The organism is Cobetia sp. 5-25-4-2, from assembly GCF_013374075.1.
Classification (GTDB): domain Bacteria; phylum Pseudomonadota; class Gammaproteobacteria; order Pseudomonadales; family Halomonadaceae; genus Cobetia; species Cobetia marina.
Genome location: NZ_BLWK01000004.1, coordinates 123,459 through 148,510 on the forward strand (window position 1 = coordinate 123,459; position 25,052 = coordinate 148,510).

The 25,052-nt window shown below is 62.3% G+C and carries 25 protein-coding genes; 3 read left to right on the plus strand and 22 right to left on the minus strand.

Features of this window, described 5'->3' with window-relative positions; all coding sequences use genetic code 11:
- Positions 1-23 precede the first annotated feature (23 nt).
- The 6 genes from HXS65_RS10235 to hemE form a co-directional block, all read right to left on the minus strand.
- Positions 24-1,148 (minus strand): amino acid ABC transporter permease, encoded by a 1,125-nt coding sequence (locus HXS65_RS10235; RefSeq protein ID WP_084209521.1) that lies wholly within the window; start codon positions 1,146-1,148, stop codon positions 24-26.
- A gap of 10 nt (positions 1,149-1,158) precedes the next feature.
- The gene (locus HXS65_RS10240) at positions 1,159-2,349 is read right to left on the minus strand and encodes an amino acid ABC transporter permease (RefSeq protein WP_136939467.1); all 1,191 of its coding nucleotides are present in this window, start codon (positions 2,347-2,349) and stop codon (positions 1,159-1,161) included.
- 229 nt (positions 2,350-2,578) lie between these two features.
- Positions 2,579-3,604 (minus strand): amino acid ABC transporter substrate-binding protein, encoded by a 1,026-nt coding sequence (locus HXS65_RS10245; protein WP_077379634.1) that lies wholly within the window; start codon positions 3,602-3,604, stop codon positions 2,579-2,581.
- Positions 3,605-4,017: 413 nt separating this feature from the next.
- Positions 4,018-4,881 (minus strand): polyamine aminopropyltransferase, encoded by an 864-nt coding sequence (gene speE, locus HXS65_RS10250; RefSeq protein ID WP_077379636.1) that lies wholly within the window; start codon positions 4,879-4,881, stop codon positions 4,018-4,020.
- Positions 4,882-5,152: 271 nt separating this feature from the next.
- Positions 5,153-5,524, minus strand: coding sequence for a VanZ family protein (locus HXS65_RS10255; RefSeq protein WP_136939468.1), 372 nt, complete (start codon positions 5,522-5,524; stop codon positions 5,153-5,155).
- 56 nt (positions 5,525-5,580) lie between these two features.
- Positions 5,581-6,678 (minus strand): uroporphyrinogen decarboxylase, encoded by a 1,098-nt coding sequence (gene hemE / locus HXS65_RS10260; protein ID WP_077380000.1) that lies wholly within the window; start codon positions 6,676-6,678, stop codon positions 5,581-5,583.
- A 339-nt stretch (positions 6,679-7,017) separates the two neighbouring features.
- On the opposite strand from hemE, the gene ribA reads away from it, so the two are divergent.
- Together ribA and HXS65_RS10270 are read left to right on the plus strand one after the other, a co-directional pair.
- The gene (ribA, locus tag HXS65_RS10265) at positions 7,018-7,653 is read left to right on the plus strand and encodes a GTP cyclohydrolase II (protein WP_077379640.1); all 636 of its coding nucleotides are present in this window, start codon (positions 7,018-7,020) and stop codon (positions 7,651-7,653) included.
- A gap of 134 nt (positions 7,654-7,787) precedes the next feature.
- Positions 7,788-8,486 (plus strand): hemolysin III family protein, encoded by a 699-nt coding sequence (locus tag HXS65_RS10270; protein WP_077379642.1) that lies wholly within the window; start codon positions 7,788-7,790, stop codon positions 8,484-8,486.
- 167 nt (positions 8,487-8,653) lie between these two features.
- Here the strand turns inward: HXS65_RS10270 and HXS65_RS10275 are convergent, their stop codons facing one another.
- The 5 genes from HXS65_RS10275 to xseB all read right to left on the minus strand — a co-directional run bounded on the left by HXS65_RS10275 (position 8,654) and on the right by xseB (position 14,523).
- Positions 8,654-9,958, minus strand: a complete 1,305-nt coding sequence (locus HXS65_RS10275; protein ID WP_176493809.1) for a Fic family protein — start codon at positions 9,956-9,958, stop codon at positions 8,654-8,656.
- Between the two features lie 607 nt (positions 9,959-10,565).
- On the minus strand, positions 10,566-11,189 hold the full coding sequence (locus tag HXS65_RS10280) for a glutathione S-transferase family protein (protein ID WP_176493810.1): 624 nt from the start codon (positions 11,187-11,189) through the stop codon (positions 10,566-10,568).
- Positions 11,190-11,377: 188 nt separating this feature from the next.
- The gene (dxs, locus tag HXS65_RS10285; protein ID WP_136939472.1) at positions 11,378-13,300 is read right to left on the minus strand and encodes a 1-deoxy-D-xylulose-5-phosphate synthase; all 1,923 of its coding nucleotides are present in this window, start codon (positions 13,298-13,300) and stop codon (positions 11,378-11,380) included.
- 12 nt (positions 13,301-13,312) lie between these two features.
- The gene (locus tag HXS65_RS10290; protein WP_084209853.1) at positions 13,313-14,212 is read right to left on the minus strand and encodes a polyprenyl synthetase family protein; all 900 of its coding nucleotides are present in this window, start codon (positions 14,210-14,212) and stop codon (positions 13,313-13,315) included.
- Positions 14,213-14,238: 26 nt separating this feature from the next.
- A complete protein-coding gene (xseB, locus tag HXS65_RS10295) occupies positions 14,239-14,523 on the minus strand; it encodes an exodeoxyribonuclease VII small subunit (RefSeq protein ID WP_176493811.1) in 285 nt (94 codons plus the stop codon).
- Positions 14,524-14,835: 312 nt separating this feature from the next.
- On the opposite strand from xseB, the gene serA reads away from it, so the two are divergent.
- Entirely contained in the window at positions 14,836-16,086 is a 1,251-nt protein-coding gene (gene serA, locus HXS65_RS10300; RefSeq protein WP_077379652.1) for a phosphoglycerate dehydrogenase, read from the plus strand.
- Between the two features lie 237 nt (positions 16,087-16,323).
- On the opposite strand, the gene HXS65_RS10305 is transcribed toward serA, so the two are convergent.
- From HXS65_RS10305 to HXS65_RS10355, 11 genes are all read right to left on the minus strand, one after another.
- Complete coding sequence (locus tag HXS65_RS10305) at positions 16,324-16,509, minus strand: 4-oxalocrotonate tautomerase family protein (protein WP_136939473.1); 186 nt, start codon at positions 16,507-16,509, stop codon at positions 16,324-16,326.
- Positions 16,510-16,806: 297 nt separating this feature from the next.
- Entirely contained in the window at positions 16,807-18,072 is a 1,266-nt protein-coding gene (locus HXS65_RS10310; protein ID WP_176493812.1) for a dihydroorotase, read from the minus strand.
- Positions 18,069-19,121 (minus strand): aspartate carbamoyltransferase catalytic subunit, encoded by a 1,053-nt coding sequence (locus tag HXS65_RS10315; protein ID WP_077379658.1) that lies wholly within the window; start codon positions 19,119-19,121, stop codon positions 18,069-18,071. Before HXS65_RS10315 ends, HXS65_RS10310 begins: the two co-directional genes overlap by 4 nt.
- Positions 19,118-19,666, minus strand: a complete 549-nt coding sequence (gene pyrR / locus HXS65_RS10320) for a bifunctional pyr operon transcriptional regulator/uracil phosphoribosyltransferase PyrR (RefSeq protein WP_176493813.1) — start codon at positions 19,664-19,666, stop codon at positions 19,118-19,120. Before pyrR ends, HXS65_RS10315 begins: the two co-directional genes overlap by 4 nt.
- A gap of 82 nt (positions 19,667-19,748) precedes the next feature.
- Positions 19,749-20,204, minus strand: a complete 456-nt coding sequence (gene ruvX / locus HXS65_RS10325) for a Holliday junction resolvase RuvX (RefSeq protein WP_077379660.1) — start codon at positions 20,202-20,204, stop codon at positions 19,749-19,751.
- Complete coding sequence (locus tag HXS65_RS10330) at positions 20,197-20,754, minus strand: YqgE/AlgH family protein (RefSeq protein ID WP_176493814.1); 558 nt, start codon at positions 20,752-20,754, stop codon at positions 20,197-20,199. The genes ruvX and HXS65_RS10330 overlap by 8 nt, the downstream gene beginning before the upstream one ends.
- Before the next feature lie 15 nt (positions 20,755-20,769).
- Complete coding sequence (locus tag HXS65_RS10335) at positions 20,770-21,675, minus strand: TonB family protein (RefSeq protein ID WP_077379664.1); 906 nt, start codon at positions 21,673-21,675, stop codon at positions 20,770-20,772.
- A gap of 111 nt (positions 21,676-21,786) precedes the next feature.
- Positions 21,787-22,758: a glutathione synthase gene (gene gshB / locus HXS65_RS10340; RefSeq protein ID WP_077379666.1), complete on the minus strand. Its 972-nt coding sequence runs from the start codon at positions 22,756-22,758 to the stop codon at positions 21,787-21,789.
- Between the two features lie 203 nt (positions 22,759-22,961).
- On the minus strand, positions 22,962-23,708 hold the full coding sequence (locus tag HXS65_RS10345) for a 16S rRNA (uracil(1498)-N(3))-methyltransferase (protein WP_084209531.1): 747 nt from the start codon (positions 23,706-23,708) through the stop codon (positions 22,962-22,964).
- A 200-nt stretch (positions 23,709-23,908) separates the two neighbouring features.
- Positions 23,909-24,412, minus strand: a complete 504-nt coding sequence (gene secB / locus HXS65_RS10350) for a protein-export chaperone SecB (protein ID WP_176493815.1) — start codon at positions 24,410-24,412, stop codon at positions 23,909-23,911.
- A gap of 64 nt (positions 24,413-24,476) precedes the next feature.
- On the minus strand, positions 24,477-24,896 hold the full coding sequence (locus HXS65_RS10355) for a rhodanese-like domain-containing protein (RefSeq protein ID WP_077379673.1): 420 nt from the start codon (positions 24,894-24,896) through the stop codon (positions 24,477-24,479).
- Positions 24,897-25,052 lie beyond the last annotated feature (156 nt).

Genomic DNA, 25,052 nt, shown 5'->3' on the forward strand with positions numbered 1-25,052 from the left:
ATGAAGATTCCTTGGCGCCGTGATCAGCGCTTCTTGTGACCGGTATGCAGCAGGCGCTCGAGATACTGGCTGTAGCGCGACATGCTGAAGCAGAAGACCCAGAAGACCAGTGCCACGAAGGCATAGCCCTCGATGGAGTAGCCCAGCCATTTGGGGTCGGCGAGACCGGCCTGCACGATGGCGAGCAGATCGAAGAGCCCGATGATCAGTACCAGCGAGGTGTCCTTGAACAGGGCGATGAAGGTGTTGACGATGCCGGGGATCATCATCTTGAGCGCCTGGGGCAGCACGATCAGCCCCATGTTGCGCCAGTAGCCCAGCCCCAGCGCCATGCCGGCCTCGGTCTGCCCTTTCGGGATCGCCTGCAGGCCACCACGCACCACCTCCGCCATGTAGGCACTCTGGAACAGGGTGATGCCGATCAGCGCACGCACCAGCTTGTCCAGATTGACCTCACCGGGCACGAACAGCGGCAACATCACCGAGGCCATGAACAGCACGGTGATCAACGGTACCCCGCGCCAGAACTCGATGAACACCACGCAGATGCTCTTCACGATCGGCATCTCGGAACGCCGTCCCAGCGCCAGCAGGATCCCCAGCGGCAATGCCGCCACGATACCCACCACCGCCAGCACCAGAGTCAGCATCAGGCCGCCCCACTCGTGGGTGCCGACGACCTCGAGCCCGAAGCTGCCACCATGCAGCAGGAAGTAGGCGATGAAGGGGAAGACCGCCAGCGTGACGATGGCGACCCAGCCCTTTGCCGGCAGTTTCGGAATCGCCAGCCAGGCGATCAGCACGGCAAAGATGGCGAACACGATATCGACCCGCCAGGTCTCCTCACTCGGATAGAAGCCATAGATGAACTGATCGAGGCGGGCGCTGATGAAGACCCAGCACGCCCCCTCACCCGTGCAATCAGCACGCGATGTGCCACTCCAGTCGGCATCGATCAGCGCCCATTGCAGGCTGGGCACCACCAGCAGGTAGACCAGATACAGCGCGAACAGCGTGAACAGCGTATTGATCGGTCCGGCGAACAGATTGGCTCGCAGCCAGGCCACCGCACCGATGCTGTCGCTTGGCGCCGGGCGGGAATCGATCATCTTCTCGGTAACCCGTGACAGGGTCTTTTCAATCGACATGGGCAGACCCTCAGCGCTCGACCAACGCCATGCGGGCGTTGAACCAGTTCATGAACATGGAGACCAGCAGACTGATGGTCAGATACACCAGCATCGTCATGGCGATCACCTCGATGGCCTGACCCGTCTGGTTGAGCGTGGTACCCGCGAAGACCGAGACCAGATCGGGATAGCCGATGGCCGTGGCCAGCGACGAGTTCTTGATCAGGTTCAGGTACTGGCTGGTCAGCGGCGGGATGATGACGCGCAGTGCCTGTGGCACCACCACGAGGCGCAGCGTCATGCCACCGGTCAGCGACAGCGCCCGTGAGGCTTCCGTCTGGCCGTGCGGTACCGCTTCGATGCCGGAACGCACGATCTCGGCAATGAACGCCGCGGTGTACACCGACAGCGCGACCCACAGGGCGAGGAACTCGGGAACGACCGTGATGCCGCCACGGAAGTTGAAGCCCTTGAGTTCCGGCAGCTCCCAGCTCAGCGGCATGCCCATCGCGAAGTAGGCCAGCAGCGGCGCCACGATGATCAGACCGAGCGAGATCCAGCCCGCCGGCAAGCGCTGACCGGTACGGGCCTGACGCTGGCGGTTCCAGTAGCTGAAGATGCCGCTGGCGACGACGGCCAGCACGAACACGGCAATCACCACCGAGAAGCCGCTGGAGGTGATCGGTGCCGGCACGAACAGACCGCGCACGTTAAGGAAGAAGGCCTCGCCCAGCGACAGCGAACCTCGCGGACTCGGCAGAGTGCGAAGAACGGCGAAGTACCAGAAGAAGATCTGCAGCAGCAGGGGAATGTTGCGGAAGACTTCGATATAGACCGCCGCCAGCCGCGAGATCAGCCAGTTGGGGGAGAGACGGGCGATCCCCATGATGAAGCCGATCACGGTGGCCGCGATGACGCCCAGTGCGGATACCAGCAGGGTGTTGAGCAGACCGACGATGAAGGTATCGCCATAGGTGGACTGCTCGGAATAGTCGATCAGACTTTGCAGAATGCCAAAGCCTGCGGTGTTGTCCAGGAAGGCAAAGCCGGTGGTGATGCCACGGCTTTCGAGGTTGGTCAGGGTATTGCTGACGATGATCGCCAACACGCCGAACACGCCTGCCAGCATCAGAAGTTGGAAGATCAGTGCTCGCTTGGCCGGGTCACGCCAGAATGGCGGCTTGACCGTGGCCGGCGGGCGAGAAGCAGGTTGTGTCATACAGGCAATCTCCGCCGGAAAGCTATGCGACTTCCGCCTGCCGCCCTATCGAACGGCAGATCAGTTATCTCTCGGCACTCGAGGAAAGGATCACGGGGAACAGACCAAGCCCCTCACGACGCTGGCCAGGGGAAATGACCGTATGGCCACTTCTCCCTGGCCAGCGTCCTTGCTCAGCCTGCGTCACGGTTCACCCGGCTCGCGCTGGACCTCCAGGCGAGCCGAGGCATCAGCGAACGGGCGGTGCGTACTGGACGCCGCCGTCGGTCCACAGCGCGTTCAGACCACGCTCGATCCCCAGAGCGGAACCAGTGCCGACATTGCGCTCGAACATCTGCCCGTAGTTGCCCACCTGCTTGATGACCTGATAGGCCCAGTCAGCCGGCAGCCCCATGGCTTCGCCGTAGTTGCCATCGGCACCGACCAGACGCGCGACATTGGGATTGGTATCCGACTTCTTGGCTTCGATGTTGTCGGAGGTCAGGCCCATCTCTTCGGCGTTGATCTGAGCGAACAGGGTCCATTTGACGATGTTGAACCACTGGTCATCGCCCTGACGGACGACGGGGCCCAGCGGCTCCTTGGAGATGACTTCCGGCAGTACCATGGCGGACGCCGGATCGGAGAGCTTGATGCGCAGGGCGTAGAGCTGGGACTGGTCGGAGGTCAGGACGTCACAGCGGCCCGCTTCGAAGCCCTTGACGGTCTGGTCGGAGGTGTCGAAGACGACCGGCTCGAAGGACATCTCGTTGAGGCGGAAGTAATCCGCCAGGTTCAGCTCGGTGGTGGTACCGGACTGGATACAGACCGCCGCGCCATCCAGCTCCTTGGCACTGGAGACCCCCAGGTCCTTGCTGACCATGAAGCCCTGGCCGTCGTAATAGTTCACGCCGGCGAAGTTGAGGCCCAGAGACGTGTCACGCGTGGCGGTCCAGGTGGTGTTGCGCGACAGGACATCGATTTCACCGGACTGCAGCGCGGTGAAGCGTTCCTTGGCCGTCAGCGGGACGTAGCGCACCTTGCTGGCATCACCCAGCACAGCCGCCGCGACACCACGGCAGACATCGACATCCAGGCCCTGCCAGTTGCCGGCGTCATCCGGCGCCGAGAAGCCCGGCAGACCGGTGCTGACACCACACTGGACAAAGCCCTTTTCCTTGACGCTATCCAGAGTCGCGGCACTGGCACCACTGGCTACCGAGGCAGCCAGGAGGGCGGCGCTAGCGATCAGCAGTGGCTTCTTGTTGTTATGCATCTTGAATCCCTCGCGTATGTCTGGAATCCGCTCGGAAACACCCCGAGACGGTGATGGTGCAATGCTGTGCATGGCACCCCTCGACAATAGCAAGCTCCGTTCCAATTTCCGCCTATCGTGTGATCCGCTGCGTTCAACGCTGAAAAAACAGCCGAACGGCAGTGAAAACGGCCAAACCTCCCGATGCCGACCGTCGATAATATGGCGAGACAAGCGTGCAGATAGTGGCGTCTGACGCCTCGTTCGCTTCATATCGGTGCAAAATAAAAACGGCCGTTTCATGACGAAACGGCCGTTCTTGAACTTTCCTGCGCTCCGGTCTGGGGAGTTGCGACCAATGTCGCAGCCACCCTGACTCAACGCTACCGCGCACTGAAACGCATTCTTCACGCCCCGATGCGCTTCTGGATGACTCAGTCTTCCAGCAGACGCTGCATGAAGGGAGGCAGTACCAGGGCGGCACGATGGCCTTCCACGGTATAGAAATCGCGCGCGAAGCTGGCCGCAGCCGCGTCTTCCTCACGGAAGGACTTCACGTCACATCCCTTGCCCGCTAGGGTGCAGCTCCACCAGCCGGACGGGTATACCGGCTGCGGGAACGGCAGGGTCGCGACGCTGTCGAAGCCCGCTTCGCCCATGTCGTTGCGCAGGTCCTTGATGATGGAGTCGGTGTGATACAGCGGCGACTCGCTCTGCTGCACCATCACCCCCCCCTGCTTGAGGATACGGTGGCAGCGCTTGAGGAAGTCGGTCTTGAACAGACCTTCCGCCGGACCGACCGGATCCGTGGAATCGACGATCAGCACGTCGATGCTCTCGTCCGGGCAGTTGTCGACCCACTTGACGCCATCCTCGAACAGCAGCTCGGCACGCGGGTCATCATTGGACTCGACCAGTGCCGGGAAGAACTGCTCGGAAGCCCGCGTGACCGCCGGATCGATGTCGATCTGGGTGACCTTCTCCACGCCCGGGTGCTTGAGCACCTCACGCAGGGTGCCACAGTCGCCCCCCCCGATGATGACGACACGCTTGGGGGCCGCGTGGGTGAACAGCGCCGGATGCGACATCATCTCGTGATAGAGGAAGTTGTCGCGGTCGGTCAGCATCACGCAGCCGTCCAGCACCATCAGATTGCCGTAGGTCTCGGTGGCATAGACCTCAAGGTGCTGATAAGGCGTCTGCTCGTCATGCAGCTTGTGGCTGACCTTGAGCGAGAAGGCGCTGCCGTGGCGGTCGAAGATTTCGGTGAACCAGGAGCCATCGAGATGTTCGGTCATGAGAACCCTCACAAGGGATATCGGAGTCGGATATCAAGGTATGAATAAGAGGACGGGACATCAGACCCTCAAGGCCTGAATCATCGACGCACGCGTCATCGGGCGATGCAGTCCTGATCAATCAACAGGACTCAGGCGCAGCACCATAGCCAAAGACACGCGGAGTGGAAAGAGCTTGTGCACGATCTCGAGGCACTGGGGTTGACGCGCGATGACCAACGACTCACCCGCCAGGCCTCTTCTGGCGGGTAGAGGCCTGGCACACGGCCCGTCACAGGCGGCTCAGGCGCACCATCAGACGTCCGCCCAGGTGGCAGCCAAGCCCGGCAAGAATGCCGAGGAAATCCGCCAGCGCATCCAGCACTTCTGCCCCGCGATAGGGAATCACCAGCTGCAGCCCCTCGATGCCAACGCCCAGCAGCAGCAAGGCGGGCAGGATGACAAGACTGCTCAACCCGGCCAGCCGCGTGGTCAATGCCAGCAAGGCGAAGGCGGAGAAATGCTGCAGCTTGTCCCAGGGGAAGGTCTGCTCCGGGTGAGGCTCACCCGGCGAGAGCGTGCCGAACAGGATCAGCAGCAGACAGAACAGTGCCACGCACGCCCAGCCTCGTCTCGGCGCGAGGCGCTGCTCCAGCGGCGTCATGCGTGATACCCCGCCATGAAAGACACGGCGGGGCTGTCAGCCATCAGTGACATGGTTCAATCGCGCGCCAGCGGCGTGGCGTTGGCGGTGTCATCCTGATGATAGGCGGGGCTCAGCTCATGCAGAGCGTCCATCAGAGCATTGACGTTGCCCGGGTCAGTGAACTGGCTGATGCCATGCCCCAGGTTGAAGATGTGGCCAGGCCCCTGACCGTAGCTATCGAGAATGCGGCCGACTTCGGCACGAATCGCGGCGGGAGTGCCGAACAGCGCATTCGGGTCCAGATTGCCCTGCAAGGCCACGCGATGGCCGACGCGCGCGCGCGCATCCGACATCTCGGTAGTCCAGTCCAGGCCGACACCGTCACAACCGCTGGCGGCGATGTGCTCGAGCCACTGGCCGCCATTCTTGGTGAACAGGATCACCGGCACGCGATTGCCTTCGCTGTCAGGCTTGAGGCCAGCGACGATCTGCTCCATGTAACGCAGCGAGAACTCGAGATAGGCCGGTGTGGACAGGGTGCCGCCCCAGGTATCGAAGATCTGCACTGCCTGGGCACCCGCCGCGATCTGGGCGTTCAGGTAATCGGTGACGGCCTGAGCGAGGGTGTCGAGCAACTGATGCATGGCTTCGGGGCTGGAATACATCAGGCCTTTCACGTGGCGGAAGTCCTTGCTGGAACCGCCCTCGACCATATAGGTCGCCAGTGTCCAGGGACTGCCGGAGAACCCGATCAGCGGTACGCGACCGTTCAGCTCGCGGCGGATGGTCGAGACGGCACGCATGACGTAATCGAGATCACGCTCGACGTTCGGAACGCTCAGCGCCTCGATTTCCGCGGCGGTGCGCACCGTCTTGCGGAATTTCGGACCTTCACCTGTCTCGAAGTAAAGCCCGAGGCCCATGGCATCCGGGATGGTCAGGATGTCGGAGAACAGAATGGCGGCATCGAGCGGGAAACGCTCCAGCGGCTGCAGCGTCACCTCGCAGGCACGCGCGGTGTCCATGCACAGGTCCATGAAGCCACCGGCCTGACCGCGGATTTCACGGTATTCCGGCAGATAACGGCCCGCCTGGCGCATCATCCAGACAGGGGTACGGTCAACCGGCTGACGGGCCAGCGCGCGCAGGAAGCGATCATTCTTCAGGGTCATCGGAATCACACATCAGCTCGGGAATGTCCCGGCATTCTATCAGAGCCTGAGCAAAATCCCGCCCATCGCGACGATGCAACAAATGCATTGGCTTTCCCCTCGCTTTCCGCCCAGACACCCGCCCGGCCTCTCCTCCTGAAGTGCTTCCACGGATTGTGGTGGTGTCGGCAACAACGCTTTTCCATCGCAGGCGATGAGTCGCACGCTTCAGACTGGTAAACTCGCCTGATGATTGCATGCTGGCCGCCAATGACGTGAATCACTCATCGAGACATTGCCGAGACCCTGCATGCCCGTGCTTTTTCAGCCCGGCGATTGTTCGGGCGTTCGAGGTGAACAGTGACCATTCGATTCATCGCCGCCTCGCGGCTGCCAACCCCCTGGGCGACCTTCACCATGCACGGTTTCGAGGACGAAACCACCGGCAAGGACCACATCGCTCTGACCCTGGGCGACATCGATGACGGTGCCCCGGTGCTGGGCCGTGTGCATTCCGAGTGCCTGACCGGCGACGCCCTCTTCTCCATGCGCTGTGACTGCGGCTATCAGCTGCAGGAAGCGCTCAAGCGCATTGCCGCCGAAGGGCGTGGCGTGCTGCTCTACCTGCGTCAGGAAGGGCGCGGCATCGGCCTGCTCAACAAGATTCGCGCCTATGAGCTGCAGGATGGCGGTGCCGATACCGTCGAAGCCAATGAGCGCCTGGGCTTCGGCGCTGACATGCGTCGCTACGATATCTGCGTCCCGATGCTGGAGCATCTCGGGGTCAGCACCCTCAAGCTGATGACCAACAACCCGCGCAAGGTCGATGCGCTCACCCGCGATGGCGTCACCATCAGCGAGCGTCAGCCGATCACCACCGGTCTGAACCCGCACAACGAGCAATACCTCTCGACCAAGGCCGGCAAGCTTGGCCACATGATGGCACTCGATGACTTCACCCACGCCAGCGACGTGGATATCGAGCGCAGCGAGTAGAGATCGAGATGCGGGAGGGGGCACTGATGTGCTCCCGCCCATCGAGAGCCCATGAAGGCGGCGAAAGAGCGTGACATGACGGCGTCATCCTATAGAGAGTAGGCTTGAGAGGAATCCGCGCCGGAGACATCACCATGCGCAAGCCCTCTCCCTCACCGACATCGTCTTCCGAGACATCGTCACGTCCCGCTCTCTATACCCGGTTTGAAGAATGGCTACATAGTGCCAGCCACGGTCTCGGCGCTGTCATGGGACTCATCGGCACCGTGGTGCTGATCGTGATGGCCTGTCTGGCGGCAGAGGCCGATCCCTGGAAGATCATCAGCATCAGCCTCTATGGCACCACCTTGGTCGCGCTCTACGCTGCCTCGACGCTCTATCATGGCATCCGCCACCCACGCCTCAAGTCCGCTTTCCAGTTGATGGACCACTGCGCCATCTATCTGCTCATCGCTGGCACCTATACCCCCTTTCTGCTGGTCAATCTGCGGGGTCCGACAGGCTGGACACTGTTTGCCATCATCTGGTCCCTCGCGCTGGGCGGCATCTTTCTCAAGCTGCGCTGGCCAGCGCGTTTCAGTGCGCTACGCGTCACCGTCTATCTATTGATGGGCTGGCTGATCGTGTTCGCGTCACCCCTGCTGGTCGAGCAGCTCTCCGAGACGGGGCTCATCCTGCTGGTGGCCGGAGGCATCACCTATACCCTGGGCGTCATCTTCTTCCTGATGACACGCCTGCGCTATCACCACGCCATCTGGCATCTGTTCGTGCTCGGCGGCAGCACCTGCCACTTCTTCGCGATCTACACAGGTGTGCTGCCGTATGAGGTCTGACACGAGGCCGGCTCTCTTGAGCACACTGGCTTGAGAGCACTGACTTGAGAGCACTGGCAAGCCAGATGAAAAAAAGCGGGAAAGGTCGTCATGACCCTTCCCGCTTTTTTTCGCGATGTTCCCGCTTTCAAGGCGCGCTTTCAAGGCGCGCTTTCAAGGCGCGCTTTTCAGGACTCGTTTCTCACGGCGCTGTCTTCCTGCGGCGCGAAGACCGGCAGCCGATAGCGCGTGCCGCGCCCGACACCATAGCTTTCCAGCACCTGCTTGGCGGTCAGATCGGCGAGATCTCGCGCTGCCGTCGGGTCTGAGGTCTCGACAAGCGCGCGATACTCCGCACGCCCGATACCCTCGTCGTCATCACGCTCCAGCAGGGTCAACACCAGTTCGCGCTGACGGGAATTCAGTGGCGTTCTGGCATGTTCCATCCACAGGCGCTCGGCACGCTGCACTCTCAGGTAGTGGGATGCCGTCCGTCGTCCGCCATCGCGCAGCTGTCTCAACCACCACGCGACCCAGGCATTCATGTCGCCCGGCAGCACCTCATCGGCCGCATCGCCATTCAAGGCACGGTTGAGCTCAGGTGGAAGCGCTTGCCCACTCGGCGAGGTGCCCGGCGTACCAAGACAATGCTGTTCGAGCTCACGCAGCTCCTCCTGACGCTCCGCCACCACCGTGAACAATGTCTGGCGACGCCAGCAGAGCTGCTCCAACGCCTCTGCTTCCCAGTGTTTCGCCACCTGCCCCGTCCACTCTCCCTGCTGCTGCAATGCCGCCAGCGTATCGACGCGCGTCAACCAGCGAGTCAGCAGCAAGCGTCCGATCAACCCGTTGCCCAGCGCCAGTGGTGAGAGCGCCTGCCAGTGGGCATGCAGCCTGAGGGCGTTGATCACTCCGGGATTGCCAGCCTCCGGCTCCTCCTCTTCCAGACGCTGCCAGAAACGCTCCAGCTCATCCGCAAGTTCATCACCGGTCATGCCAGGCGCTCGGTAGCGCAATCGCTTGAGGCCATAACGTCCGCTGACCGCTTCATGGGGCCCATCACGCCATTCACCGAGACGCTGACCACTGCTGCGCGGCAGGAAGGGGCCCAGCCGGCGATGCCATTCCAGTACCTGCTCACGCGCCAGCGGCTGGAAGGCCGTCCGCACCACTTCGAGCATGACATCCACGAAGACATCAATCCCCGGCACCTGCCCACGGGGCGCCTCCAGCTGTCCGGATTCCAGCCCCAATGCCTGGTAAAGGGCATCGCGCAATGCGGCCCTGCCAAATACCACGCCGGACAGGCGGGCACAGGCCTCCATCTCTTCACTGAGCAAGGTGGCTTCGAGGCGCAGACGTTGGCGAGCCTTCAATTGCTGCCCTTGCGCCACCAACGGTGACATCACCGCCTGCGTTGCGCTCATCTCGCTCAACAGAGGCGTGATCGCCAGTCGTCCCTGCGGCCAGTCAGGCTGCTGCCAGATCCACATAAGTCGTTATCCCCATTGAGGTTTCTGTGCAAATCATACCACGAGGATTCGCAATTAACGATATATCGAATCAATAAATGATGCGAAAGAATCATAATTTGCGATATCCGATCAACTTTTACTCAAATCCATGTCTGACAATCGCCACGTCATAGGCAAGCGACTGATTCACATGGCGTTTTAGCGGCTGCACCGGACTCCCTGGCCCTCTCAGACCTCACGACCGATCAACAACCAATCAACTCAATATTATATTGATGATTACACATCACATTTAGATACGAAAAGCGCTCAAGATCGGATCAACTGCCATTCCGGCAGTGCGGATGACGCCTGACAGGTCTCGGATGCCGCGGCCTCGCCTGCAGCCCCACCCGCGGCACGTGGCCCGCCCCGCTGTCGTGAGGCTTCGCCTGGCCCCACGATTTTGGACGCGACAGAACGCCCGGAGAGTCCGCCTGAGGCCTGGAAACAAAAAAGGCGCCACCCTGATATCAGGGTGGCGCCTTGGCGCTTGTGCGAGCTTTCAGAGGCCTTGTCTCACGCGCCTCATTTCATGGCTGTGACAGAGCGAGAGGCATCTCTCGATGTGGATGTCTCATATGTGTCAGGGGCGATTGGCGGCAGCCTGGGCCTCACGCTCACGCGCCCGTGCGCAGGCCGGACGCGCAAGAACTTCCTGCATCCAGCGCGCAAGCGACGAGGGGATCGGCTGCTGCGCCTTGTGGGCCCAGCCCAATACCTGAGCGAGGAAAAGATCAGCGAGGGTGAAGTCGTCGCCCAACAACCAACCCTGTCCCTCGAAGCGGCGCTGGAGCGCGCCCAATGCACGCTGGAATTCCCACTGCGCGGTCTGCTTCACGTCTTCACAGCGTCGTTCTTCCGGCAATGCGAAGGTGTGCTTGGCCAGCGTCCACAGCGGCTGCTCAAGTTCGGTGGTCAGAAAGCTCAGCCACTGGTCTAGCTGCGCCTGACCTTCCAGCGAAGACGGTATCAGGCGGCCTTCACGGGCGGCGAGATAGCGACAGATGGCACTGGATTCAAACAGTACCAACTCTCCCTCGACGATGGCGGGCGCCTTGCCATCGGGATGAATGGCCAGATACTCGGGGCTGCGTCCTTCTCCTGCCTTGAGATCGAGGCTGTGGATCCGATAGTCGAGCTCCAGCTCTTCCAGCGTCCAGGCGACGCGCAGTGAGCGGGAATTGGGGTAGCTGTAGAGAGTCAGCATCGTGGCGGGCGTTCCTTGGCAACATTGCGAAAAGGGGATCGGCAGTCCGTCCCAGCGTGGCGCGCCAGCGTCGATCATGCCAGCAGAGTGCGGCGCATCAGGCGCGTTTTTCACGCAAGAAAAAACGCCTGTGGACAACTCGAATGTTCGAATCATCCACAGGCGTTCCTGTGAGCCAGGTGGCAACTTCAGCGTGCGAGACGCCCTTCGATACTGGCGCGAATGCCAGCCGCATCCAGCCCGCAATCACGCAGCAGCTCTGCCGGCTTGCCATGCTCGACGAAGTCATCCGGCAGCCCCAGAAGCAGCATGGGTTGCGCGAGACCGGCATTCAGGTAGAGCTCTGCCACGCCGGCACCCGCACCACCGGCCACGGCATTCTCTTCCACCGTGACGACCAGGTCATGCTCGTCGGCGATCTCCAGCAGGGCCTCGCGATCCAGCGGCTTGATGGAGCGCAGATTGAAGTGGGTCGCGTCCAGCGCCTCGGCGACCTCCGCCACCGGCGTGTTCATGCTGCCTACGGCAACGATGGCAATACGCACGTCGGGACTGGCACTGATGCGACGACGATATTCGCCCTTGCCGATCGTCAGTGGCGTCAGGTCATGGCCCGTGGCGACGCCGGGTCCGGTGCCACGCGGATAACGCACGGCCGCCGGACCGGGATGTGCCAGCGCCGCACTCAACATGCCACGACACTCGCTCTCGTCCGCCGGCGCCATCACCACCAGCTCCGGCACGCAACGCAGGAAGGACATGTCGAGGCTGCCGTGGTGGGTCGGTCCATCCTCACCCACCAGTCCCGCGCGATCGATGGCAAAGGTGACATCCAGCTTCTGTACCGCGACATCATGGATCAACTGATCATAGCCACGCTGCAGGAAGGTGGAATAGATCGCCACCACCGGCTTCATGCCTTCACAGGCCATGCCGGCCGCCACCGTCACGGCATGCTGCTCCGCGATGGCGACATCGTAGTAGCGATCAGGATATTCCTTCGAGAAACGCACCAGATCCGAGCCTTCCCGCATGGCAGGCGTGACACCGATGACACGAGGGTCAGCCGCGGCGGCATCACAGATCCAGTTGCCGAAGACGCTGCAGTACTTCTGCGGCCTGGGTGCCGGTGCATCCGTCACGGAAGGCGCCTGCCGTGCCTGCTCCGACGAGGCCTTCTCCAGCTTGGTGATCGCGTGGTAGCCGATGGGGTCGCGCTCGGCCGGCAGGAAGCCCTTGCCCTTGCGCGTCACCACATGCAGGAACTGCGGGCCCTCGAGATCGCGCATGTTGCGCAGTGTCTGGACCAGTGTCGGCAGATCATGCCCATCGATGGGACCGATGTAATTGAAGCCCATCTCCTCGAACAACGTCGCCGGGCTGATGAAGCCCTTCATGTGCTCTTCGGTACGCTTGGCAAGCTCCAGCGCCCCCGGGAGCGGCGACAGCAGCTTCTTGCCGTTGGCGCGCATCTGGGTATAGGGCTTGCTGGCCAGGATACGCGCCAGATAGCTCGCCAGACCGCCGACATTTTCCGAGATAGACATCTCGTTGTCGTTGAGCACGACCAGCAGGTTGGCCTTGACGTGCCCGGCATGCGCCAGCGCCTCGAAGGCCATGCCGGCCGTCAGGGCGCCATCACCGATCACCGCACAGGCGCGACGGGATTCTCCCGCGGTACGCGCGCCCAGTGCCATGCCCAGCGCGGCGCTGATCGAGGTGCTGGAATGCCCCACCCCGAAGGTGTCGTAGTCACTCTCGGCGCGCTTGGGGAAGGCAGACAGGCCGTTGTATTGACGCATGCTGTGCATGGCGTCGCGCCGGCCGGTCAGGATCTTGTGGGGATAGGCCTGATGACCGACATCCCACACCAGGCGATCACGCGGGGTTTCCAGCGCATGATGCAGGGCAACCGTCAGCTCGACGACACCGAGGCCGGCACCGAAGTGCCCCCCGGTGCAGCCGACGCTGTAAAGCAGGAAGGCGCGCAATTCATCGGCCAGCTGGCGCAGCTGTGCCGGACTCATGGTCCGCAGTGCGTCTGGTGTCTCGACCGCATCGAGCAATGGCGTCGCGGGGCGCGCCTCAGGTATCTCGTCAAACAGCTTCATAGGCGTCAGGAATCAGTGGTCTCGCTCGATCATGTAGCGCGCCAGCACCGCGAGAGGCTCTGCGGCCTCTCCCAGCGGTGCCAGGGCATCCAGGGCCTCGTCCAATAACTGACCTGCCCGGGTTCGGGCTCCTTCCAGGCCAAGCAATGACGGGTAGGTCGGCTTGTCGCGTGCAGCATCCGCACCGGCAGTCTTGCCCAGCGTGGCGGTATCGCCGGTCACATCCAGGATGTCATCCTGAATCTGGAAAGCCAGGCCGATGGCAGAAGCGTAGCGCTCGAGAGCCTCAAGACGCGAATCCGATTCCTCGACCGCCACCAGCCCGCCAAGACGAACAGCCGAGCGAATCAGCGCGCCAGTCTTGTAGGCGTGCATGCGTGACAGCGCCTCGACCTCTCGGAACTGCCCCACCGCCTCGAGATCCAGCGCCTGCCCCGCCACCATGCCACGTCGACCGGAAGCCTCCGCGAGGGTGCGTATCAGGGCTGGCGTTCTCGCATGTGCGGTATCGGCAATGACCTCGAAGGCCAGGCTCAGCAGGGCATCGCCCGCCAGAATCGCGGTCGCCTCATCGAAGGCGCGATGGACGGTGGGCTGGCCACGGCGCAGGTCGTCGTCATCCATCGCCGGCAGGTCATCGTGAACCAGTGAATAGGCATGGACAAGCTCCAGAGCGGCCGCAGTGGCATCCAGCGCTGCACGCCCTGCCTCGTCCTCATCGCCTCCCAGCGCACGTCCGGCAGCGTACAGCAGGACAGGCCGCAGTCGCTTGCCACCTCCCAGCACGCTGTAACGCATGGCCTCTTCCAGCCGATCACTGACCGCCCCCGCTGGACTGAGCAATGCCTCGAGCACGGCCTCGCTACGCGCCTGCCCACCACGAATCAATTCGCTTGCCTGCGCGGACGGCATGGCTTGCGTCGTCGATGCACCTGACATCACCAATCGTTCTCCTCATCCCCTGCGCCGACGGAACTGCCGGGCATCTCGGGCGCTTCGAATGCAGTGGACACCAGCGTGCCATCAGGCCCTTCGACCAAGGCCTGCAGACGCAGCTCGGCGTCGTCGAGCCGTCGTTGTGCTTCACGCGCCAGACGCACTCCCTCCTCGAAAGCGCCCAATGACGCTTCCAGCGACATGTCGCCGACTTCCAGTTGCGTCACCAATCCCTCAAGACGCGCAAGGGTGGCGGCGAAATCCTGCGGCGCTTCCTGTTCGGCCATGAGTGCTCTCGCTGATCAGACCGGGCTGAACCCGGGATGTCCATGTGATATGCCAGTATAACCTGATGGGCCCTGTGACGCTGCCCACCCGAGACCGGCGTGACCACTCGTTTCAAGCTGTGCATTTTTCATGCTGACCGATTGGACATTTCAACCGGGGCCCGCACCAGCTGTGATATTCTTTGCCCCCCTGTTGACAGCACGCCCCGCTGTTTTTCTGGCATTTTCTAAAGGCGTGACACGCCAGCAGGACATGAAAAAGACCAAACGAACAGAAACGTCGGCATGACCGGCGAGAGGGTTGATTCGACAATGGCCAAGACGTCCCTGGACAAGAGCAAGATCAAGATTCTATTGCTCGAGGGTGTCCACCAATCCGCCGTGGATAACTTCCTCAACGCGGGTTACACCAACATCGAGCTGCTTCAGACCTCGCTCGCCGAGGACGAACTGATCGAGAAGATCCGTGATGTGCACTTCATCGGCATCCGCTCCCGCACCCAGCTCAACGAGCGCGTGATCAGCGCTGCCGAGAAGCTCACCGCCATCGGCTGCTTCTGCATCGGCACCAATCAGGTGGACCTGGAAGCTGCACTCAAGCGCGGCATCCCGGTCTTCAATGCGCCCTACTCCAATACCCGCTCCGTCGCCGAGCTGGTACTGGCAGAAGCGATCATGCTGATGCGTGGCGTGCCGGAAAAGAGCGCCAAGGCGCACCGTGGCCAGTGGATGAAAACTGCCAAGAACAGCCATGAAGTCCGGGGCAAGACACTGGGCATCGTCGGCTACGGCAGCATCGGCTCGCAGCTGTCCGTACTGAGCGAGTCTCTCGGTCTGGATGTCATCTACTACGATGCGGTCACCAAGCTGGGCATGGGCAACGCCCGCCAGGTGGCAAGCCTGGAAGAACTGCTGGCGCGCGCTGACATCGTCACCCTGCACGTCCCGGAAATCCCCTCCACCAAGTGGATGATGGGCAAGCAGCAGTTCGCGCTGATGAAGCAGAACAGTGTCTTCATCAACGCCGCTCGCGGTACCACCGTGGTGATCGAGGACCTCGCCGAAGCCCTCTCCAGCGGCAAGCTGCTGGGCGCGGCCATCGACGTCTTCCCGGTCGAACCGAAAGGCAATGGTGAAGAGTTCGTCTCCCCGCTTCGCGAGTTCGACAATGTCATTCTGACGCCGCACGTGGGTGGTTCCACCATGGAAGCTCAGGAAAACATTGGCGTGGAAGTGGCTGAGAAGCTGGTGACCTACTCCGACAACGGCACCACCATCGGCTCCGTCAACTTCCCGGAGGTCGCGCTGCCGGCCCACCCGGAGAAGCACCGTCTGCTGCACATCCACGACAACGTGCCGGGCGTGATGTCCCACATCAACCGCGTACTGTCCGAGGAAGGCATCAACATTTCCGGTCAGTACCTGCAGACCAACAATACCGTCGGTTACGTGGTCATCGATGTCGACAAGGCCTACGGCAAGAAGGCACTCGAGGCCCTCAAGACCGTCGACCACACGCTGCGCATTCGTACTCTCTACTCGGAAGCTGATTTCGAAGGGTGAATCCGACAGTGCACGTCACAGTGACGGAACCATGGCCGTGGGGATGTCGCTGATACAAGAACGCCGCAGCCATCAGGCTGCGGCGTTTTTTTCAATACGCCTCGGTACAGAGAGGCGATGACGCACTGACTGTTTCACGTGGAACATCTTCGATTTTTTGGTAAAACCAAATATATTCAACCACTTGTGTCACGACACGACGCTTGTGAACAGCAGTGACCATCGCGCCCATTGCACTCAGCGGTCTGACAATGGCGTACCCGCAACCGCCCAGTTTTCCGGCTCGACTTCCTGCAGTACGACCCATACCGACTCCTTGCGCACCTCCAGTACGCGAGCTGTCTCACGGGTCAAGGCTTCGACCAGTTCCCGTTTCTGTGCCTCTGTCTTGCCACTGATGAATTCCGCACGAATCATGGGCATGCTTTCGACTTCCTATGTGTTCCAACATTCTCTTTCCCAGCACTCGAGGCTCGCGCAACGACATGCTGGCCATGTGCCGTGATGCCGGGCATCGATGTTCCACGTGAAACATCTGCTGATCGTGGCGGACATGTTGCCCAGGTCGGCACTGGCTTCTCTGCGAAGCAACCGACAGCTCCCAAGCACCACAAGCCATGAAATCACAGGCTTATCAGCAAGTTGTAACCAGCCACCCGGAGACTGACCTCAAGAGACCGGCCTCCTGGTGAAGCATGGATGTTCCACGTGAAACATCTTTCAAGCGTAGCGCGTATCGCCCAACAGCACGCGTTCGACACGCCCGGTCAACCGCATGCCGAGCAGTGGCGTATTATGTCCAGCACTTGCCAGCGTCTCGCTGGAGACACGCCATTTCTGCTCCATATCAATCACCGCGAGATCACAATACTCACCTTCCTTCAGCATGCCCCCCTTGAGCCCGAAGCGCCGGGCGCTGAACGTCAGGGTCTCGATCAGGCGCGGCAGCTTGATCATCTCGGCCTTGACCAGCGCCAGCCCAAGCGGCAGCACGGTTTCCAGACTGGTCATGCCGGGCTCGGAGACCGCGAAAGGCGCACATTTCGCGGCCGCCTCATGTGGCAGGTGGTCACTGACGATCGCATCGATGGTGCCATCCGCGACAGCGGCACGAAGTGCCTCACGATCATCGGCACTGCGCAGAGGCGGCTGAAGATGGAAGTTGGCATCAAAGCCTTCCAGCTGCTCATCGGTCCAATGCAACTGGGCGATCGAGACATCCGCGGTAATATCCAGCCCTCGGGCCTTGGCATCACGTACCAGCTCCACCGCGCGAGCACTGGAAAGCAGCGAGACATGCGCCCTCACGCCGGTCTGCTCGATCAGCAGCAGCCATTGAGTCAGCGCGATGGTCTCTGCCGATTCGGGAATTCCCGCCAATCCGAGGCGTGACGCGATGGCCCCCTCGTGCGCACATCCTTGCCCCGCCAAGGTGGCTTCCTGTGCCTGGAAGACCACCGTGATATCGAAGGTGCGTGCATATTCCAGACAACGTCGCAGCACACCAAGATCACGGATCGGCCTGCGCAGGTTGGTCAAGGCGACACAACCGGCGGACTTGAGTGCGGCCATGTTGGCGAGCAGCTCCCCTTCCAGCCCCTGGGTCAGCGCTCCCAGGGGGGCCACCCTGACACCAGCCACATCGCGAGCGCGATCAAGCAGGGTGCGCACGTGAGAGGCACTGTCGAGCACCGGACTGGTATCCGGACGAGGCAGGATGACGCTGTATCCCCCTGCCAGTGCCGCGGCCGATTCACTGGCAAGACTGCCCTTGTAGCGCGGTCCGGGATCACGCAGATGGGCCCCCAGGTCAGCGAAGGCCGGCACGACAAGCTTGCCCGAGAGATCCTGCTGCTCATCCGCGACGAAGCCACGCGGTGGCGCACCGATCGCGACCAGACGTCCCTCTTCGAGGTGCAGGTCATACTGGCCATCGCGGCCACTGGAGGGGTCGATGACCCGAGCATTGATGAGGCTGAGTTTCATGCTCCAGCTCCTCGAGAACGTTCATTTCTGCGCTCAGCGCGCGCCTTCATCTGGCCTGATACCGCCATCGACAGCACCGCCATCCGGACGGCGATGCCATTGGTGACCTGATCGAGGATCAGCGAGCGCGGACCATCCGCGACGGCGGATTCGATCTCGACACCTCGATTGATGGGTCCCGGATGCATCACTACCGCCTCAGGATGCGCGTGGGCGAGGCTTTCGCGGGTCAGGCCGTAGCGACGATAGTATTCCGACTCCGAGGGCAGCAGCGCGCCATCCATGCGCTCCTTCTGCAGACGCAACATGATGACGACATCGACATCCTTGAGCCCGGCTTCAAGCTCGGTGAACACCTGGCAGCCCAATGTCTCGACGCCCACGGGCAGCAGTGTCCTGGGGGCCACGACACGCACCTCGGCTGCCCCCAGGGTGTTGAGTGCCAGAATCTGCGAGCGCGCGACTCTCGAATGCAGGATGTCACCGACGATGGCGACGCGCAGGTTGGCAAAATCACCCTTGTGGCGACGAATGGTCAGCATGTCGAGCATCGCCTGGGTCGGGTGGGCATGACGCCCGTCACCGGCGTTGATGATCGCCACATGGGGCGTGATCTGGCTGGCGATGAAGTGCGCCGCGCCCGAGTCACCATGGCGCACCACGAAGGCATCCGCCTGCATAGCCTCGAGATTGACCAGCGTGTCCATCAGTGACTCGCCCTTGGCTGCGGAAGACGTCTTGATGTCCAGGTTGAGCACATCCGCCGACAGGCGCTTGGCGGCGAGCTCGAAGGTGGCCCGGGTACGCGTGGAGTTCTCGAAGAACAGATTGGCCACCGTACGCCCCCGCAGCAGAGGCACCTTCTTGACCTCCGCATCACCGATGCCGCGGAAGTGATCCGCCGTGTCGAGAATCTCGGTCAGGACTGCACGCGGCAAGCCTTCGATATCCAGGAAGTGGCGCAGACGCCCCTGCTCGTCAAGCTGGACCTGGGACGGGGAGGCCGCACGCACCTCTGCGCTGGCCTGGGTGAGATCGAACAGGTTCATGCCGCACTCTCCCCGGTATCCACCAACGTCAGACGCAAGGCATCCGGCCCTTCCAGCTTGATGCGCTTGCCGGGCGCCAGGGCCAGACTGGCGCCCAGCGCATCCGACTGAACCGGCAGTTCACGCCCCGGCAGCTCCAGCAGACAGGCCAGCAATACGCGTCGTGGACGCCCGTAATCGAACAGTTCATTGAGCGCAGCACGCACGGTGCGGCCACTCATCAACACATCGTCGACCAGCAGAAGATCGCGATTCTCGATATCCGGCAGCTGTGAGCCCTTGCCGGCGTCCGGCAACCCCTTGTGCCCGAAATCATCTCGCCAGAAACCGATGTCCAGCGTCGCCAACGCTTCGCTGAGCCCCAGACGCTCACGCAGTGCCTGGGCGATCCATACCCCGCCGGTATGAATGCCGACAGGAATCAGCCGCTCACGCTCGATCTCACGACGCTCGAACAACAACTCGAGCTCTTCGGTCATCGCCTCGAGAAGCGCTTCCACATCGGGCAGCGTCTCGTGGTCGTCGTGTACCTCGGAATGTTGCATGGGTATCGCATCCTCATACTTCCGCCAGCGGCGGCAGACAGACAAAAAAAACCCGCTTCCGTGAAGGAAGCGGGTGGGGTATTCAGTAACCGACAAGGTCGCCCTCGCCTCGCTGGCTTGCAAACCAGCTCTCGAGTATCAGCTGAGCGGCGAGGCCATCCACGCCATCATCACGATAGTTGCCGCGGTGACCGCGTTCACGTGCCAGCCCCTTGGCCGCCTTGGTAGAACCACGCTCATCCCACATCTCCAGCGGCTTGCCATATCGGCCGTACAGACGCTTGCCAAACTTGCGGGCACGGCTGCACATCAGGCTTTCGGTGCCGTCCAGCTCCAGTGGCAATCCCACCACGAACAGATCCGGCTGCCACTCCTCGATCAGACGAGTGACCACATTCCAGTCCGGGATGCCGTCACGCACGTGCAGGGGCACCAGCGGTGAGGCCGTGCCCAGCATCTCGGTGCCCACTGCCACCCCGATACGGCGCGTACCGAAATCGAAGGCCAGTACCGTCCGGCTGACGACCCGCTCAGCCATGCCCGATCTCCCGTGACATCAGGCTCATGTTGACACCCAGCTTGCGGGCCGCTGTATCAAGGCGCGACTCGCTGTCGGCATCAAAGAGAATGCCGCTGTCGCCTTCGACGATCAGCCAACTGTTCTCCTTGAGCTCATTCGTCAGCTGGTCAGGCTCCCAGCCAGCACAGCCGAGGCAGACCATGAAATCTTCCGGCCCCTTGTTGTCGGCGATCGCCTTGAGAATATCCAGCGAGGTCGTAAGGGCCAGCTCATCCGTCACCTGCAGACTGGAATCCCATTCCGCGGCCTGGCCACGGTGCAGGATGAAGCCGCGGTCCTTGTGCACGGGGCCGCCATAATAGACGACGTCTTCCAGGCACTCGCAGCTGTCCGCCGCGATCTCGAGCTGCTCGAACAGACCACGCATGGTCAGCTTGATGGGCTTGTTGACGATGACACCCAAGGTGCCCTTTTCATCGTGATCACAGAGGTAACTCAGCGAGCCGGAAAAGTTGTCATCATCGAGATGAGGCATCGCCAGCAGGAAATGGTCTCGCAGACTTTGCATGGTCCTCCCGAGGCGTCAGGGCGCGCCAGAATCGTTGCCGGGGCCGAATCGCCAGATGCGGGTGATGGTCAGTTGGCTCATGCCCCTGAGACTCTCATCGAAGGGAGCATAGGGGGCCGCGCCATAGACCGTATCCAGAGCCGCCTGGTCGAGCTCGGCATGTCCCGAGGATTGTAACACTTCCGCGTACTCAAGCTGACCGCTGGGCAACACGACGGCACGAATGCGCAGCTCCCCGCTCAGATTGGCGGGCGCGGGATAGTGGAGATTGCCGAAGGACTGCACCGTGCCGGTCCAGTCATTGATGTAGCGAGCCCGCGCCGAGGCGCGGGCCGCCTTGCGCGAGGCCACATCACCGGCCACCTCGCGGGTCTGGCCCGAGGCCTGGATCGCCCCGACATCCTGCTCGATGGCTTCCTGCTCATTGTCCGGCGTATCCGGCAGGATCTCGGAATGCGAGACCTGCTGTGGCGAATCATTGCGGGTCGCGATGACCTCCGGGATGCGCTCCGGCAACACCAGGGGCACGGCAGCTGCCTCGGGCACCGGGGCCTCGCCGCTGACGGGAGCTCTCTGCTCACCCGCCCGGGGGGGCGTCTGACTGGCTGGCCCGGCTTGCACCGCCGCCTCACGGCCGCTTCCACTGGCCTGCTGATCCTGCTCGGCGACGACATCCGATGTGACGGCACGTGAGCTGGCCTGGCTGACCAGCGTGACGTCGAGCATCACCGGGTCAGGCAATGGCGGCACCTGAGGGGGCACCATCAGGCCACTCCCCAGCAGCCACCAGCCGACTACCGCATGCACCCCCAGTGCCGCGCCCCAGGCCACCACGCGACGATGCATCCGGGTCACCGGCACGTAGGTGATCGGATCGGTCACGCTATGGTTGACTCCCCACCACTCGACGGGTGCTGCCATGCCCCACTCCCTGTCTGCGAAACCGCTGTCGTGTCAGCTTCGGCATCCCTGCCGTTTACTGCGAACTTGCTGGCCGCCATCTGACGCCACCGACGCCATTGACGGCGGCAATCAAGCGGACTGCTGCGCCGTGAGGCGTGCCTCGATGGCATCCATCAGCAGCCCGGCGATGTCCGTACCGCGCTGGTCATCGATTTCACGCACGCAGGTCGGGCTGGTGACGTTGATCTCGGTGATGTAATCCCCGATCACGTCCAGACCGACGAACATCAGTCCCAGCGACTTCACCACCGGCTTGACCTGCTCGACCAGCCAGTAATCGCGATCCGTCAGCTCACGCGACTCACCACGTCCTCCAGCCGCCAGATTGCCACGCGTTTCCCCGGCGCTGGGAATGCGCGCCAGACCGAACGGCACCGGCTCACCATCGACCAGCAGGATGCGGGTATCGCCGGCACTGATCTCCGGCACGTAACGCTGTGCCATGATCTGACGCTGGCCACGCAGGGTCAGCTGCTCGATTACCGATCCCAGATTGCGACCATCTTCGGCGACGTGGAAGATACCGCTGCCGCCCATGCCATCGAGCGGCTTGAAGATGACATTGCCATGCTCCGCGTGGAAGGCGCGCAACACCTTGTCATTGGCCGAGACGGTCGTCGGCGGAATGCACTGGGTGAACTGCTGCGCGAACAGCTTCTCGTTGCAGGTCAACAGCGCGGCCGTCGGATTGACGACCAGCACGCCTTCACGTTCGGCGAAGCCCAGCAGGTGGACCGCGTTCAGGAAGTGCTCGTCGACGGGCGGGTCCTTGCGCATCAGAATCACGTCAAGCTCGGCCAGCGGCGTCGCGACGACCTCGCCCAGCTGATAGAAGTGATCAGGATCCCGATAGACCTCGAGATCCCGCATCCGCCCCATCGCACGGCCATTCTCGAGATAGAGATCTTCCTGCTCCAGGTAATGCAGCGACCAGCCACGCTGGGCGGCGGCCCACAGCATGGCCAGGGTGGTGTCCTTCTTGTAGGTGACGCTGGACATCGGGTCCATCACCACGCCGATCTTGAGCTTGCGAGCAGTCATCGAGGCAACCTTCTGACGACACTGCCGACCCAGCCGGCCGGCAATGAGAAAAGCGGATGTTACCCGGCGCGATACCCCGAAACGGGTTGCGCGGGAAGATGGGACAAGTATGCAGCAGCACCACGCTGCCCACCACTGACATGAGGACGCTCAAGGCCTCACGCAGTGTTGCCGGGGCTTCAACAATGCTGGTGTCATCCTGCCTAGCGCGGCAGATCGCCGAAGCGCTGCTGCAACAGCGTCAGCGCGACCACCGGCGCCGTCTCGGTACGCAGTATCCGTGGGCCCAGCCCCAGGACGTCACACCCCGCGCCAGCCGCCTGGGTGACTTCTTCCGGCGTGAAGCCGCCCTCAGGGCCGATCAGCAGGCTGGCACGCGTCACGCCGCCCTCGCTCTCGGCGGCATTCAGCGCCTCGGCACCGCCCGGCTGCAATATCAGGCGAAGTGGCTCATCGCGCTCATCCAGCCACTGGGCCATGGGAATCGGCGCATGCACCACCGGCACCACGCTGCGACCGCACTGCTCACAGGCGCTTGCCGCCACGCCCTGCCAATGCGCGAGTTTCTTGTCGGCGCGCTCGCCCTTGAGCTTGACGTCGCCACGCGCGGTGTAAAGCGGGGTGATGGCAGCGACCCCGAGCTCACAGGCCTTCTGGATGGCGTAATCCATGCGATCGCCCTTGGAGATCGCCTGGCCCAGATGCACTGCCAGTGGCGACTCGCTGTCATTGGCGACCGCCTCGATCACCCGCACGCTGACCCCCTTGCGGGACACCTCCTCGAGCGACACGCGCACTTCCTGCCCGTGTCCATCGAACAGCTGTGCTTCGCTGCCCACCCGGGCCCGCAACACCAGACCGAGATGGCGTGCAGGCCCCTCGGGCAGTGCAAAGGTCGCCCCGGCGCTGACATGGAGATCAAGATCGGGACAGTGCAGACGAATGGCCATGGGAAAGTCTCGCGAGCAATGCGCCGCGCGGCAGCGCCGTGAGAGACACTCAGCACGCCGACACGGAGATGAAAGGGAAAGGGAAAGAGAAATAGGTTCAGGAAAGCACGGCCATCATGGTGGCCACCAACGCAGTGACGGGCCACTGGGGCCCGTCACTGTCATTGCCATCTCACGGCCATTGCTGGCCGTCTCACGGATCAGTGAGCGGTGGCTTCACCCGCCTGTTGCGCTTCACGCTGCTTGCGCTGAGCGTACATGGCTTCGAAGTTGACCGGTGCCAGCATCAGCGGAGGGAAGCTGCCACGATTGACCAGATTGTCGACGGCTTCACGCGCGTACGGGAACAGCACGTTCGGGCAGAAGGCCCCCAGGGTGTGATCCAGCTGGTCGGCGGACAGACCGGCGATGCGGAACAGACCGGCCTGCTCGACCTCGGCCAGGAAGGCGGTGGTCTGATCTTCACCGTTGGAGACCTGGGCGGTGACCTTGATGGACACCTCGAAGAGCTCTTCACCGACCTGCTGGTGCTCGGTATCCAGTTCCAGGCTGACCTTCGGCTGGAACGGCTGGGAGAAGACCGCCGGAGAATTCGGCGCTTCGAAGGACACGTCCTTCACATAGATGCGCTGCAGGGCGAACTGGAGCTGATCCTGAGCCTGTTCGGCACCCTGTGCCGCCTGTGCGTTCTGTTCTTCAGCCATGAGACATATCCTTGAATGTACGGAGAATTATTGTTGGGCCATCGGCCTGCTTCCCGCAGGTCGCTCAGCGAGTCACGACCGGCAGACTGTCGGCTTCCCACTGACCCATGCCACCCTTGAGCTTGACCGCCTGCTTGAAGCCGGCCTTCTCCAGGCGCGCCACCAGCGGTCCAGCGGTCTGACCATGCTTGCAGACGATGATCACCGGACGGTCCTTGTACTTGTCCAGCGGCGTGGTCGCGCTGGCAAGCTGACTGCTGGGAACATTGACGGCACCGGCGATGTGGCCGGCCTTGTATTCCTTGCTGTCGCGGATGTCGATGAAGACACCCTCTTCGCGATTGACCAGTCGCGTGGCCTCGCTGACGCTGACCCCGTGGTTGCCACGCATGGTTTCCATGACGATGAGGGCGACCAGCAGGGCGACGAAGGCGCCCACCAGCAAGGGATGATTCTGCGCGAACTGAAGCAGCTGTTCGATCATGAGACGGGCTAACTCCGCTGTGACGTGCATGCCGGTACGTACGCGGCAAAGGAAATAGACCGCTACCCGAGGTAACGGAGCCAGCATTATACATGAGAGCCCCTGCCATGAATGCCCGCGACATGGCATCAAAAAGGCGTAACGCTGCCCTGCCCT